The 13,747-nt window shown below is 65.5% G+C and carries 11 protein-coding genes; 7 read left to right on the top strand and 4 right to left on the bottom strand.

From position 1 onward, the window contains the following. The first annotated feature begins 3 nt into the window (after positions 1–3). Positions 4–1,878 (top strand): Na+/H+ antiporter, encoded by a 1,875-nt coding sequence (locus J2X42_RS18175; protein WP_310167247.1) that lies wholly within the window; start codon positions 4–6, stop codon positions 1,876–1,878. A gap of 4 nt (positions 1,879–1,882) precedes the next feature. On the opposite strand, the gene J2X42_RS18170 is transcribed toward J2X42_RS18175, so the two are convergent. From J2X42_RS18170 to J2X42_RS18160, 3 genes are all read right to left on the bottom strand, one after another. Continuing rightward, complete coding sequence (locus J2X42_RS18170; RefSeq protein WP_310167246.1) at positions 1,883–3,064, bottom strand: MFS transporter; 1,182 nt, start codon at positions 3,062–3,064, stop codon at positions 1,883–1,885. Next, positions 3,061–3,723 (bottom strand): GntR family transcriptional regulator, encoded by a 663-nt coding sequence (locus J2X42_RS18165; protein WP_310167245.1) that lies wholly within the window; start codon positions 3,721–3,723, stop codon positions 3,061–3,063. The genes J2X42_RS18170 and J2X42_RS18165 overlap by 4 nt, the downstream gene beginning before the upstream one ends. A 137-nt stretch (positions 3,724–3,860) precedes the next feature. Continuing rightward, complete coding sequence (locus J2X42_RS18160; RefSeq protein WP_310167244.1) at positions 3,861–4,523, bottom strand: hypothetical protein; 663 nt, start codon at positions 4,521–4,523, stop codon at positions 3,861–3,863. A gap of 116 nt (positions 4,524–4,639) precedes the next feature. Here J2X42_RS18160 and J2X42_RS18155 point away from each other — a divergent pair, with 116 nt between their 5' ends. Next, a complete protein-coding gene (locus tag J2X42_RS18155; protein WP_310167243.1) occupies positions 4,640–5,197 on the top strand; it encodes a hypothetical protein in 558 nt (185 codons plus the stop codon). Then, the gene (locus J2X42_RS18150) at positions 5,194–8,070 is read left to right on the top strand and encodes an ATP-binding cassette domain-containing protein (protein WP_310167242.1); all 2,877 of its coding nucleotides are present in this window, start codon (positions 5,194–5,196) and stop codon (positions 8,068–8,070) included. Before J2X42_RS18155 ends, J2X42_RS18150 begins: the two co-directional genes overlap by 4 nt. Positions 8,071–8,120: 50 nt before the next feature. On the opposite strand, the gene J2X42_RS18145 is transcribed toward J2X42_RS18150, so the two are convergent. Next, a complete protein-coding gene (locus J2X42_RS18145) occupies positions 8,121–8,729 on the bottom strand; it encodes a TetR/AcrR family transcriptional regulator (RefSeq protein ID WP_310167241.1) in 609 nt (202 codons plus the stop codon). A gap of 108 nt (positions 8,730–8,837) precedes the next feature. On the opposite strand from J2X42_RS18145, the gene J2X42_RS18140 reads away from it, so the two are divergent. The 4 genes from J2X42_RS18140 (at position 8,838) to J2X42_RS18125 (ending at position 13,533) form a co-directional block, all read left to right on the top strand. Beyond that, a complete protein-coding gene (locus tag J2X42_RS18140; RefSeq protein WP_310167240.1) occupies positions 8,838–10,121 on the top strand; it encodes an extracellular solute-binding protein in 1,284 nt (427 codons plus the stop codon). Between the two features lie 88 nt (positions 10,122–10,209). Then, positions 10,210–11,064 carry a sugar ABC transporter permease gene (locus tag J2X42_RS18135; protein WP_310167239.1) on the top strand — a complete coding sequence of 285 codons (855 nt, stop codon included), beginning with the start codon at positions 10,210–10,212 and terminating at the stop codon, positions 11,062–11,064. A 1-nt stretch (position 11,065) separates the two neighbouring features. After that, complete coding sequence (locus J2X42_RS18130; RefSeq protein ID WP_310167238.1) at positions 11,066–11,917, top strand: carbohydrate ABC transporter permease; 852 nt, start codon at positions 11,066–11,068, stop codon at positions 11,915–11,917. Beyond that, complete coding sequence (locus J2X42_RS18125; protein ID WP_310167237.1) at positions 11,914–13,533, top strand: DUF5597 domain-containing protein; 1,620 nt, start codon at positions 11,914–11,916, stop codon at positions 13,531–13,533. The genes J2X42_RS18130 and J2X42_RS18125 overlap by 4 nt, the downstream gene beginning before the upstream one ends. The last annotated feature ends 214 nt before the right edge of the window (positions 13,534–13,747 follow it).

Below are 13,747 nucleotides of genomic sequence, written 5' to 3'. Positions count from 1 at the left end.
CCAATGGAAACCGCACTGGGACTTCTGGTTCTCGTCGCGGTGGTCTGCGCCGGCAGCGCCCTGGGCCGGAAACTCAACATTTCCGTTCCCCTGCTGCTGGTGCTGGCGGGCGTCGCCGGGTCGTTCCTCCCATTCGTTCCGCACATTGACCTGAACCCCGAGCTGGTCCTCGTGGGCCTGCTACCGCCCCTGCTTTATGCCGCTGCGCTGCGGACCTCCCTGTTCGATTTCGGTTCAAACCGCCGCGCCATCGGGCTGCTCTCCGTGGGTTACGTCATCTTCGGAACCATCACCGTAGGCCTGGTGGTCTGGTGGCTCTTCCCGGAGATCCCGCTGGCCGCCGCGATCGCCCTTGGTGCGGTCCTGGCGCCGCCGGATGCGGTGGCCGCAACGGCCATAGCACGCAAGGTGGGAATGCCCCGCAGGATTGTCACCATCCTCGAGGGTGAGTCCCTGGTCAACGATGCCACGGCGCTGATCTGCCTCAGGGCTGCCATCGCTGCCATCTCCGGCTCGGTATCCGCGGCGGGGATCGCCGGGGATTTCCTGCTCGCTGTTGGTGGCGGGCTGGTAGTGGGCATGGCAGTGGCCTACGTCCTCACCGCGCTTCGGAGGCGGATCCGGAACGTCGCCATTAACACGTCCACCTCGTTGGCGGCCCCGTTTGTCGCGTACCTGCCGGCCGAAGCGATCCACGCCTCGGGAGTACTCGCCGTCGTCGTTACCGGCTTGGTGATGGGCACCAAAGCGCCTTCGATGCCCAACGGCGCCGCCCGGCTAAGCCAACGCAGCAACTGGAACACCGTGCAGTTCCTCCTGGAAAACTCGGTCTTCCTGTTGATCGGGCTCCAGGTTCGGACCATCATCGAAGGCGTCCAGGACGACTCCCTTGGGGCCGGGAGGATCTGGGCTGGCTGCGCCCTGATCCTTCTGGCGGTGCTGGCACTCCGGCCTGTCTGGGTGTTCCCGGCGACTTATCTGCCCCGACTGATCCCGGCCGTGCGTCGGAACGACCCCGCTCCCCCGTGGCAGTTCGCCGCAGTGGTCTCGTGGGCAGGGATGCGCGGGGTGGTCACCCTGGCCGCTGTGCTGGTGCTGCCTGCGGACCTGGAACACCGTTCGGTGCTGATCCTCGCTGCCCTCGTGGTGGTGGGCGGCACCCTGACGCTGCAGGGCTTCACCCTTCCGGCACTGGTACGGATCCTGCGCGTGCAGGGCCCGGACCAGCGCGAGGACGCCCTGAACAAGGCGTCGCTGATGCAGCTGGCCACCGCTGCGGGCGTCGCCCGCCTGGAGGAACTGCGGACGGACAACGATCCGCCTGAGGTCGTGGCCATGCTTAAGCGGCGGACTCAGGAGCGCGGCTTGGCTGCCTGGGAACGCCTGGGCCGACCGGCGGCGGAGACGGCGACGCCCAGCGAGCGGTATGCCAGGCTGCGGCTGGCAATGCTGGACGCGGAACGGGCCAAGGTGTTGGAGTTGCGGCGCGGCGGCGAGTTCGCCCACGAGGTCCTCACCGACGTCCTGGAGCGGCTGGATGTGGAGGAATCCATGCTGGACGTGGCGCTGGACGAGGTGGACACTTCAGGCGAGGGCGGCGGGGAAGGAATCGCCAGGCCCGGCGGGGTGTGCGCCCATCTCGAGTCCGCCCGGTCCTGGCAGGTGCCCCAGGCCGCCTTCTGCGCGGACTGCCTCCGGGAAGGCACGACGACGGTTCACCTGCGGATGTGCCTGGCCTGCGGGACAGTGGGGTGCTGCGATTCCTCGCCGGCAACTCACGCTTCAAGGCACTTCGAAGCGACCGGGCATCCTGTCATGCGGAGCATCGAGCCGGGGGAAGACTGGCGATGGTGCTACCAGGATGACCTGCTGGGGTGACGGCCTACCCGTCGAGGCGCACGCCGCGCAGCAGCAGCAGCGTCCCGGCCACCACCACTGCCGACGCGAGGAAAACTCCGCCTGCGCCAAGCCCGGCCGCCACTACGCCGATGGAGCTGGGCAGCACCACCTGGCCTACCCTGTTGCCGGCCAGCCGCAGGGCCAGCGCCCGGCCGCGCTGCCCGGCCGGAGCCTGCGCTGAAAGCCAGGACATGGTGAGTGGCTGGCCGATGCCAAGCCCCAACCCCAGCACAGCCATGACCACAAACAGCAGCCATACCGGCATGGGAACTGCGGCCGCGGAAAGAGCGAGAGTGGACAACGCAAGGCTGGACACCAACAACCGCATGCGCCCCAGCTTCCGGGACATCTGCCCCAGCACGAGCCGGGAAACCATGGAGAACACGGCGCGGGTGGTGAGCATCAGGCCAACCGTTGCCGCAGTGAGCCCGCGCTCGGACCCGAGCGCCGGGAGGTAGACCATGGTCAGGTCAACCACGGCCAGAACGGTGGCACTGGTGGCCAGGGCCCGGGCGACGCCGGGTGTCCTCAGCAGCGACACAGCACCATCGCCGCCATCAGCGGCACCCACGGCTGCTTTCCTTTTGCCGCCGCTGACTTTGGCCGAGACGCCGAAGGTGGCCACAAAAAGCACCAGGCTCATGCAGGCGGAGAGGAGGAAGATGGCCTGGGTGTCGGGACGGATCGATGCGCCTCCCACCAGGGAAATCGCCAACGGCCCCAGTGCCTGGCCCAGCGAGGCCGCGAAGGTCAGGTAGCCGAAGGCCGAGTCCATCCTGGACGAGGCAGCATTGTTGGCCACCACGGCCTGCTGCCCCACTACGCAGGCAAGCTGGCCGGCACCGAGGAACGCGGTTCCGATGACCAGGGCCACGATCGACGACCCCCACAGCAGCAGGAAGGCAGAGCAGGCAAGAACGACGCCGGATCCGATCGCCATCAGCCGGCGCTCACCCAGGCGGTCCACCAGTCCGCCCGTCGGGACCGCGAGCAAAAGTGGAAAGACGGCATAGCTGGCGGCGAGGAGACCCAGTGCGAAACCGGGAACGTCCAGCTCGAGCGCCCGGTAGGTGGCGGCCGGACGGACCAGGAACGTGACAGCCTGGATCAGGGCGGAATGCGTGAGGAGGGCTGCGGCCGAGCGGCGCCCGAGTTCACCAATCATGTGGTGACGCTGCTGCCCGTAATGGCACGCACCGCAGCGTCCCGGGCTCCCATGACGTGGTCGAAAGCGAGCTTGGCGGCCTTCTCCGGCTTCCCGGCGACAACCGCGTCCACCAGGATCCGGTGCTGTGCAAGGGCCTGGTCCCGCCGTTCCTGCGTGCTGTTGGTGAAGTGGCGGTACCGCTCCATCTGGCTGGAGATCTGGTCATGGAACCGCCGGGCCCACGAGTTCCCCGCAATCTCGGCGATCTTGGCGTGCAGCGACATCCCCTGTTTCATGGCTTCATCGGCAAATTGCACCATGGCGGCGTTGCGTTCAAGAATGCCGTTGAGGGCTTCGATGTCGGCCGGGGTCGCCTTCAGGCACGCCTGCCGCGCCATAAGCGACTCCATCGCCGCGCGCACCTCGTACAGCTCGGAAATTACTGCCTCATCAAGGGAGGGCACCCGCACGCCCCCGGTAGGTTGCTGTTCCAGCAGGTTCTCCGAAATGAGCCTTCGTATGGCCTCCCGCAGCGGGGTACGGCTTACTTGCAGTGCCTCAGCCATGGCCGGTTCGTAGATGCGCGCCCCTGGCTCCAGCTCAAGGCTCAGGATCTGCCGCTTCAGCTCCGCGTAGACAACATGTGCCCCGGTGTTCCGGGACGGTGAATCCGTCATGTGGTGACCTCCGGCATCAGTGTACTTGTATACAACTATACAAGTACACGTTTCAGGGGCACACCGTGCTTCCCTTGTGGGGCCCCTGTGAATGTGGGTGCGCACAGGTTCACCATCGCTGAGTGATACTTGAGGAGCTAGGCTGGCCTGTCCAGGTTGGCGCCCCGGCGGGCTTGCCGTAGCAGCGCAGCCCCGGTCGAGAGTTCCACGACGTAGACCAGCAGGGGCGGCAGGTCACCGGTGCCCACCAGGACGGCGGCGAAGACTCCGGCCCCGCCCACATTCAGCCAGCCCGGCCAGCGCGGGTCCTGTGGCAGGGCGCCTGAATTGGCGCGGGCACGCGCCCGTGCCAGCAGCCCGCCACCGAGGGCAGCCATGCCTGCAAGGCTCAGTCCCATATACCCCTGAAAGGGCCAGGCGGGCATGTTCCCCAACGCGAAGGCCTCCGGATCCCTGTAGCGCGCCTTCAGGTTGCCCAGGAACAGGCCAGCTCCCGCGATCCACGCAAGTGCGGCGCCTTGGGCAAGCCGCTGCCCCGCCTTGGGTTCCGGCCCGTTTCCCGTATCCCAGTGACGGGCGAGCATCACCACCCCGACGGGCAACGCAGCCGTGCCGGCGGCCAAGAGCATCTGCTGGGCACGCCACTGCCCGGGGTCCGCCATCAGAATGGCCAGTTTGCGCTGGGGGTCTGCCTCGACATACACCCGCGAGACCGGCATAAAGGCCCCGGCCAGGAACGTCGCCGATCCCGCCACCATGACGGCCGCCGCCGCCGCATCTCCGCGAATCCGCCGAGCCATGGGATTACGGTAAACCTCGACGTCGGCAGAGACAAGATCATGGATTTAGTGGAGAACTGGCGTCACACAACGCGACGGCATCCCGCTGCTGACCAGCAACGCCCTACGCTTGGCACGTGACTTTGACTAAGATCCGCACCGCCGCCGCGAGCTCCCTCGCCGCCGCCGGTCTCCTGCTGACCCTCGCCGCCTGTTCCACGCCGGCCACCACCCAGCCATCCGCCTCCGCACCGGTTTCTTCGGCAGCGGCCTCGTCCAACGCCTCCGGCGGGCCCTGTGCCGGCGTGAAGGTCGTCGTCGATACGGGTGCCCTGAAGCAGGACGCCGCTGAAACGTCGGTCTGCGTGCCCGTGGACGCCAAGACTCCCGCCTCCAAGGTGCTCGAAGAGGCCAAGGTTAAAACCGTAGGCACCACGCAGTACCCCACCGAACTGGTGTGCCGCGTTAACGGTGTGCCCGCCGCAGATTTTGAGATCACCCACAAGGGCGGCACGTACAAGGAAGAATGCGCGGGCATGCCTGCCGCGTTCGCCTACTGGTCCCTCTGGGTCAAGCCGGCCACCGGTGACTGGGCCTACGCCCAGGAAGGCCTCGCCACCCTGCAGGTCAGCCCCGGCGAGAGCCTCGAACTGCTCTACACCGTCGACGGCGCACCGGCTGCACCCACGGCATGACCTTTCGACCCGCGCCGTTACGCGCAGCGGCGGCTCTCGCCGTTGTGTTCATCGCGGCGCGGGTCATCTACCGCTGCCTTTTCAACGGAGCGGGCATCGGTGAACCGGTCCTGCTCGACCTGCCGGCGGTGCGGCTGGCCGCCCCCTACGCCCATGTGGTGCTCCTCGGCCCGCTGACGGCACCCGGTTTGTGGGCGGCGGTCCTGTCCGCCCTGCCGATTGCCGGGATGATCCTCGGTTTCGGCATCCTCAATGCGTTTGTGGACGTGGCCCGCGGCTTTGTGCATCTGGCCCGCCGCGGCCCCATGCAGGGCATTGCCCGGATGCTGGTGGTGGCGTGGGCGGCGCTCCCCGCGCTTGCCGACGCCGTTACCTCCGTGCGCCTGGCGTTCCGGTTGCGCGGCGAACGTTTCGGAGCCCGTGCCCTGGTGCCCGTGCTCGAGCGCACCCTGGAGCACGCGAGCCGGGTTGCCGCGGCCCTGGAGCTGCGCGGCTTCGGGAGCCGGGCGGCACACCAGCCCGGCCAAAACAGCGAAGCACCGGTCCTGATCCGGGACGCCCACTTCCGCATCGGTGACGCCCAGGTCCGCGTCGTAGCGTTCACGCCGTCCACCGGGTCACTAACGGTCATTACCGGGCCCACCGGCTCCGGCAAGTCCACCATCCTGCGCGGCATCGCCGGCCTCCTGTCCCACGTCGACGGCGGCGAAGTCTCCGGCACAGTGCGCATCGCCGGAACGGACCGTGCCGCGACGCCGCCCCGCGATACCGCCCGGCTGATCGGCGTCGTCCTGCAGAATCCCCGCGCCGCCTTCGCCTCCACCCGGGTCCGGGACGAAATTTCCCTCGCCCTTGAGCTGCGCGGCATGGCATCCGGCACGGCCACGGCGCGCGTGCTGGAGGTCGCGGAGCAGACCGGCGTGTCGGCGCTGCTGGACCGGAACATCAGCACCCTCTCGGCCGGTGAGGCAACACTCGTGGCCATCGCCGCCGCGGTGGTGGAGCAGCCTGCCCTGCTCCTGGTGGATGAACCCCTGGCCGACCTCGACCCCGCGGCACGGGCCCGCGTCATCGCCGTGCTCGATACCCTCACCCGCGACGCCGGTGTCTGCGTCATCGTGGCGGAGCACCGGGCGCAGCCGCTCATCCCGGTTGCCGACTCGTGGTGGACCATCGACGGCGGCGCCCTGGTCCCCGGTACCGCGCCCTCCGCGCCGTCGGCCCCTGCCGCCGCGCCTCCACACCCGGCACAGCGCACGGACCCCGTGCCCGTCCTGACGGCGGCAAACCTCGCCGTGCACCGCAAGGGCACGGCGCTTGTCCGCGACGCGTCCCTGACCCTGCACCGCGGTGAAGTGGTGGCCCTGGTGGGGCCCAACGGGGCCGGGAAGTCGTCCCTCCTGGTGGCGCTCGCTCTCGGCGAAGGAACGGTGGGTGAAGGAAAGGTCGACGGCGGCATGGTCGACGGCGGCCGCGTCGCCCTGGTGCCGGACGCCTCGGACGACCTCTTCACCCGGGATACCGTCGCAGGAGAGCTCCGCGCCGCCGACCGGCGCCAGGCGCGCGCCAGACGCTCAGACCGGCGTCACGCGGAGCGGAACCGCCCGGGCAGTGAAAGACTTCCGCCAATGCCTGCGGAGTCACGCCTTGCCCGTTTGCGGGGTGACGTGACGATGCCCATCGGACAGGAGCATCCCCGGGACCTCTCCGCTGGTGAGCGCCGGATCCTGGCCATCGCGCTGCAGACCATGGACGAGCCCCGGGTGCTCCTGATCGATGAGCCCACCCGCGGACTCGATCCTGCGGCGCGCTCGGCAGTCTCGGTGGCGCTGCGGGCGGCCGCGGACTCCGGCGCGGCGGTCCTGATCGCCACGCACGACGTCGACTTCGCCCAGGGCCTCGGCGCCCGGATCATCCCGATGCGGGACGGCGTCGTGCCCTCTTCCGTGGCGGCCGGGGTCCCCGAATCGCACCTTCCGCCTCCCCGGCAGGCAGCTGCCGCAGCACGACCACGGATCATCGAACCAGACCCTCAGGGAACGGACACAAAGCGGCGCATCCGGATGCCGCGGGGCGTTGAGCTCGCCGTCCTCGCGGCAGCAAACCTCCTGGCCCTCGGCGCCTTCTGCTGGCCGCTGCTCGCCGCGGCCCTCCCGGAGGATGCCGCCGCGGCCCTCCCCTACGCGGCGCTGGCCATTGCGCCGCTCGCCGTCATCGCCATCGTGGTCTCCCTGGACGGCTCGGTCAGCTCGGCGCACACGGTGGCGCTGCTCGGTGTCCTCGCCGCCGTCGGCTCGGCAGTCCGGGTGGCCAGCACCGGCGTCGGGGGCGTGGAGGCAGTCTTTATCCTGCTGATCCTGGCCGGCCGTGCCTTCGGCGCCCGTTTCGGCATGCTCCTGGGCGCCGCGACCATCGCCGTCTCCAGCGCCCTGTGGGGCGGGATCGGGCCGTGGACGCCGTTCCAGATCTTCGCCTGCGCCTGGGTGGGTGCCGGCGCGGGCCTGCTCCCCCGCCGGGTGCGCGGCAAAGCAGAACTGTGGATGCTGGGAGGCTACGGCGCCGTGGCGTCCTACCTGTTCGGGCTCCTGACCAACCTGTGGTTCTGGCCCTTCGCCGTCGGCGCCGGCACCGGCATTTCATACGTGGCCGGCGCGCCGCTGGGCACCAACCTCAGCAGCTTCCTGCTCTACACACTGGTGACGTCGACGGCGGGCTGGGACACCCTGCGTGCCGTCACCACCATTATCGGAATCGCTGTGGTGGGGCGGGCCATCCTCGCCGCGTTGCGGCGGGTGAAGCCGGTCTCCAGCCTGGGCGGAAGCGTCAACGGACACCCCGCCCAAGCCAAGGACCGGCTTCAACTCCGGGTCTGAGGACACCCGGGCCGCACACCGTCCCTGACCTATCGACGGAACAAGCGCACCTACTGCAACAGGCGGTTAAGGGCGGCGTCCATTTGTCCGTGCATGTCCTGCGTGGGGTCGAGCAACCATTGCAACTGCAGCCCGTCCCACATAGCCGCTAGCAATCGCCCAGTCAGTTCCGGGTCGACGTCTGCCGAAACGCGGCCACGTTCAATGTCGTACTCAAGGAGTTTGGCGAGACCAGAGGCGAGATTGTCATAACGGTCCACGAACCACTGGTGCGCTGGGTGTGCTGGATCCGATGCCTCGGAAGACACAATCGCCAGGAGCCGCAGCAGTTCCTTGCGCTCTAGGTTGAAATCCACCTGCGCGAGGATCGCAACCTTCACCCCTTCAGTGCGTGCGAGACCCAGTGTCCATCCTCCTGTTTGATCGGCGTTCTCCAGGACAGCCTCAAGAAGGTCGCTCTTTGCCGGGAAGTGATGGACGACACTGGTCAAACTCAACCCGATCTGTCGGGCGATGTCACGCAGGGATCCCCCGTGGTAGCCGCGGGAGGCGAAAACGTTCGTCGCCGCTTCCACTATTTCCTGCCGCCGTTGCGCTGTTTTGGCGTATGGGCCCCGACGTATCGGCGGCTGGGCGGAGGGGGGCATCGTGGTGGTCACTCATTCATGATAGCCAATTTTCATGAAAATGTTGCACTCGTTCTGTTTTCGATGGTATTTTCGTCCTACGGCCCACTTCGCCGTACTCAATGAGGAGAAAATCTGCTGATGAAACGTAAAAAACTTCTTGCTACCGTCGCGGGTGGCGTGTTGACAGCCCTTGTCTTTACTGGATGCGGACGAACTGACACTGCGGCCGAAGACGTCCAGCCCGGCGCCGCGGTGGACGCCGGCCCGGCGACGGGTACCGTCAAGGTCTGGGCGATGGGAACAGAGGGCGAAAAGCTGCCCGAACTCATCAAGGGCTTCAAGGAAGCGAACCCCGACGCGACCGTTGAGGTCACTGCAGTGCCCTGGCAGGACTATGCCAAGAAGATCGAAACTGCGGTCGCATCAGGGTCCACGCCCGACGCGACGATGGTCGGTTCCTCCGACCTGGCTTCGTTCGTCGCAGGCGGCGGCCTGGAGGCCGTGCCTGATGATCTTGTTGATAAAAAATCGTTCTTCCCGGGCGCACAAGGCAGCTCCGAAATCGACGGTGCCACGTTTGCGGTGCCGTGGTATGTCGAAACGCGAGCTCTGTTCTATCGGAAGGACCTTGCCGACGCGGCAAGGCTCACGGCCCCGGAATCGTGGGACAAGTTCGACGATTTCGCCAAGGGCCTCCAGGGCCAGGGTGCCAAGTGGGGCTTCTCGGCTGGGACCGGTGCCGCGTACACGTGGCAGACGATACTGCCGTATATGTGGCAAGCGGGGGCTCAGCTCACAGACGAGAAGCGTACGCAGCTAACCTTTGATTCCCCGGAGGCGCTGGAAGGACTCAAGCGATACCAGTCGTTGTTCACGAACGGAATCGCCAGTCAGAACGGGCCGGTCAACCTCGGAGAGATCGAACCGAAATTCGTTTCAGGTGAAGTCGGTTCGTTCCTCTCCGGACCGTGGGAGATCGGTCTGCTGAAGCAGGCTGGAGGTGAGGAGTTCCTCAGCAAGGTGGGGTTGGCGCCCGTCCCTGCTGGCCCAGCGGGCAACACGTCGTATATCGGCGGCAGCCACCTCGCGGTATTCAAAAACGCCAAGAACCGCGACGGTGCGTGGAAGCTTGTCCGATGGCTCTCAAAGGCCGAAACGCAGGAACAGTGGTTCAAGATTTCCGGCGATCTGCCTGCGGTGCAGTCGGCCTGGGATTCCCACGCTCTCTCGTCGGACCCCTACCTCAAGGTGTTCGGTAAGCAGCTCGAGAACGCGCAGAATGCGCCCGCAGTTACGACTTGGACCCAGGTTGGTGCGCTTATAGACGCCGAAGCGGAGAAGGTCGCGAAGGGTGCCAGCACTCCCGAGGAGGCGCAGGCAGCGATCCAGTCCAGTGCCAAGAAGATCGGGACAGGCAGGTAACACCGTGGCAACTCTTATAGCAACTTCCGAGGTGGCAGGCCCCAGTCTGCCACCCCGGAAGGGGAACCGTGCCCGGCGTACTCGCACTATGGCCGCCTGGTTGTTTTGCAGTCCATTCCTCATCTTCTTTTTCGCGTTCGGTCTGTGGCCGGTGCTTGCGTCGTTGCTGATGAGCTTCACCGATATCACCAGCCGCGACCTGCGGACCCCGTTCGGTGTGGGCTTTGTCGGACTGGAGAACTACCTGACGTTGTTCGCTGACGACACGTTCATTCGCGCGGTACTGAACACCTTGTACTTCGTCGCGGTTGGCATACCGGTCACGATGCTCGTTTCCCTTCTCGCGGCCGTTGCCCTCAACTCGGGTATCAACCGGCTGAAGGCTGTGTTCCGCGTGGGCTATTTCGCGCCGGTTGTGACGAGCATCATCGCCGTCGCCGTCGTGTGGCGATACATGTACCAGGAGGACGGACTGTTCAATGCCGCCCTCGGAGTAATCGGAATCGCCGGGCCTGATTGGCTCAACGATCCGGCGTGGTCGATGCCGGCCCTCATCATCATGGCCGTGTGGCGCAACTTCGGAATCCCCATGGTGATCTTTCTTGCCGGACTCCAGGCTATTCCGACCGAGCTCCATGAAGCAGCGAGTGTCGATGGCGCCAGCAAGTGGCGTTCGTTCCGCAGCATCACCCTGCCGCTGTTGAAACCGACAACTCTTGTCGTTGCGGTGCTGCTGAGCATCGCCTACCTGCAGTTTTTCGAGGAGCCGTTCGTCATGACCGGCGGCGGCCCCCTCGACAGCACGATCTCGATCGGCTACTACGCGTACGAGCAGTTCGGCTTTGGACTGTACGGGCTTGCGTCAGCGGCATCATACGTTCTTGTACTCGTCATCGCGCTGCTCAGCTTCCTCCAGTTCCGACTGTTCCGTACCAGGAGTTGAAATGACCATCACCGCTTCGGTGCGCTCAGTCCGCAAGGGCTTCCGCGCACGCACCCTCATCTACGTACTCGCCTCCCTCGGCCTCGTCGTCACCCTCGCTCCCTTCGCATGGATGATTCTCGGATCGATCAAGCCGACAGGAGAGATTCTGGCCGACCCCAACGCCTGGCTCCCCAAAAACCCCACCCTCGGCAACTTTACGGATCTCCTGTCACGGCAGAACTTCGGGCTGTACTTCTTCAACAGCGTCGTAGTCGCCGTCGCCTGTGTTGTAGGCAATCTTCTCTTCTGCGCGATGGCCGGCTACGCCTTGGCAAAGATCGACTTCGCGGGCAAACGGCTGCTGTTCTCGCTCGTGCTACTGATGCTCATCGTCCCCGGTATAGCTACGTTCGTGCCACTGTTCGTGCAGGTCAGCAACCTGGGCTTGGCCAACAGCTATCTTGGGCTGATTCTTCCCTATATCGTCACGCCACTCGGTGTGTTCCTCATGCGCCAGTTCATCGGCGACATCCCCGATGCCCTCCTTGAGGCGGCCAAACTTGACGGTGCCGGCGAGGTCCGGACCTTTTTCCGGCTGATCCTTCCACTTTCAGGACCCGCCCTCGCCACGCTAGCGATCCTGACATTCCTGGCCCAATGGAACAACTTCCTTTGGCCCTTGGTGATCGCACAGACGGACGACATGTACACCCTTCCGGTGGCTCTCGCGCTCTTCTCGATCGGGGCCAACGGCACAAACTATGGCCTGCTCTTGGCGGGCGCGGTCGTCGTCGTGCTGCCGATTATCGTGGTCTTCCTCTTCTTACAGCGCTACTTCATCCAGGGCATCGCAAACACAGGAATCAAGTGACAAACACAACCACCGCAAGCGCCGTTATGGCGCCACACCTTGACCGCACCAGCGGGCTTGCGCAACTCGTCGTCGACGGCCGGCACTTTCCCGTGCTCGGAGTCGAACTCCACAACTCCACCGCATCAGGAACCGCTGCCCTGGGCCACGGACTTGAGATAGCCCGCAAAGTCAACGCAACAACGGTCCTGGCCAGTGTCACCTGGGAAGCACTCGAACCCACAGAGGGCACCTATGATTTCTCCTCAGTCGACAAGCTCGTCGCCGAGGTGCGTAAAGCAGGTCTCCGCCTCGTACTGCTATGGTTCGGGGCCTGGAAGAACGGATCCTCCAGCTACGCACCCGCATGGGTGAAGCTCGATTGGCAGAGATTCCCACGCTGCGTGCTCGACGACGGCCGGCTGTCCGACACGCTCACGCCGTTCGGCCCTACACAGCTCGACGCGCCTGCCTTTCAGGCGCTTGTGGAGCACGTAGAGCAGACCGACGCCGAGCACCGTACCGTCATCATGATCCAGATCGAGAACGAAATAGGTCTGCTGGGGGCATCCAGAGATCATTCCGAGCAAGCCGATCGCGCCTTCCATGCAGCCGTGCCGGAAAGTTTGAGGCAATCCCTTCTCCAACGTCCCGGGTTCGAGGGAGAACTTCGAACCTGGGCAGATATTACCGACGATCCGCTGGGTCGTGACGAGGCGTTCATGGCTTGGGGGTATGCATCCCATGTCGAAGCCCTGGCACGCCGAGCACGAACGGTCTCGCCGCTTCCCTTTTTCGTGAACGCGTGGCTTGACAGCGAGATTGACATCGACATCGAAGGGTTCGCGGTAGCGGGAGGCCAGGTCCCCGGCACGTACCCAAGCGGCGGTCCGCTCCCGCGGGTCGCGGATGTTTGGACATCCATCGCGACAACTGTGGACCTATTCACACCCGACGTGTACTTCGGTGACCCGGACAAGATCCTGCCCGCTTTTGCAAAAATGTCCCGGGGCTTGTTCATCCCCGAGCAGCGGCGAGATCAGTCTGGCGTCGGGACCGCCTTCCTCGCCATTGGCCAGTACGGCGCGCTCGGCGTATCTCCCTTCGGTGTTGACTCTGCCGAGGGGGAAGATCTGGCTCCCTTGGAGGACGCCTACGCCTTACTGTCTGCAGTGTTTCCGGTGACGAGTCATCCCGACGGCACGCGCCGCGAACTCACGGGATTTCATCTCACGGACGCCCTCCCGACGGTAACGCGGTCCCTGGGGAGCATCGATCTGGTGATCACCAGAGCCGCAGGAATCGGCGTAGATCCAGCTGGATCCGACAGCTACGGCATGGTCGTGAATCTCGGCGATGACACGTTGCTGACCGTCGGCCGCGGATTTAGGATCCACTTCGAACATGCTGACCAATCCTGGCAGGTCGGTCTCGAGGCTGTAGACGAACTTGAACCCGACGGCATGCTCGCTCGAATGCTGAACGGTGACGAGACTGCCGGTGGTACGGCCATAATCCACCCGCCGCTTCAATCCGCCGAAAGTCCGTTCCCAATCCCCATGAGCCACGCGCACTCAGGTATGTCGAGGTGTCGTCTTTATCGCCTGCCAAAGACCCTTGCCCTAGGTGCGGTTTGAGTGCGTCTTTATCAGCCACCGTTGAATCCCATCATTTCCCGGCCCCGCCACGAGCGTGATTAGTTCATCGTGGGCGGCGTCCTGAGCGCACTCGCGATCGGGGTGTACGGGCAGTGGACCAAGTACTTTCAACGTTCGGGCAGTCCTGCCGAGTGCAAGCGCCGTCAACAGTGACAGGTCACAAGCTGCGAACACCGCGTAACCGCGACCGCAC

Origin of the sequence: Arthrobacter sp. BE255 (assembly GCF_031457335.1) — a bacterium.
Taxonomy (GTDB): Bacteria; Actinomycetota; Actinomycetes; order Actinomycetales; family Micrococcaceae; genus Arthrobacter.
This window is presented reverse-complemented; position numbering and strand designations above follow the sequence as displayed.

Excerpts from the sequence above, each read along its gene's own strand:
- J2X42_RS18175 (WP_310167247.1), top strand. The coding sequence starts at position 4 with ATGGAAACCGCACTGGGACTTCTGGTTCTCGTCGCGGTGGTCTGCGCC.
- J2X42_RS18170 (WP_310167246.1), bottom strand. The coding sequence starts at position 3,064 with ATGATTGGTGAACTCGGGCGCCGCTCGGCCGCAGCCCTCCTCACGCAT.
- J2X42_RS18165 (WP_310167245.1), bottom strand. The coding sequence starts at position 3,723 with ATGACGGATTCACCGTCCCGGAACACCGGGGCACATGTTGTCTACGCG.
- J2X42_RS18160 (WP_310167244.1), bottom strand. The coding sequence starts at position 4,523 with ATGGCTCGGCGGATTCGCGGAGATGCGGCGGCGGCGGCCGTCATGGTG.
- J2X42_RS18150 (WP_310167242.1), top strand. The coding sequence starts at position 5,194 with ATGACCTTTCGACCCGCGCCGTTACGCGCAGCGGCGGCTCTCGCCGTT.
- J2X42_RS18140 (WP_310167240.1), top strand. The coding sequence starts at position 8,838 with ATGAAACGTAAAAAACTTCTTGCTACCGTCGCGGGTGGCGTGTTGACA.
- J2X42_RS18135 (WP_310167239.1), top strand. The coding sequence starts at position 10,210 with ATGGCCGCCTGGTTGTTTTGCAGTCCATTCCTCATCTTCTTTTTCGCG.
- J2X42_RS18130 (WP_310167238.1), top strand. The coding sequence starts at position 11,066 with ATGACCATCACCGCTTCGGTGCGCTCAGTCCGCAAGGGCTTCCGCGCA.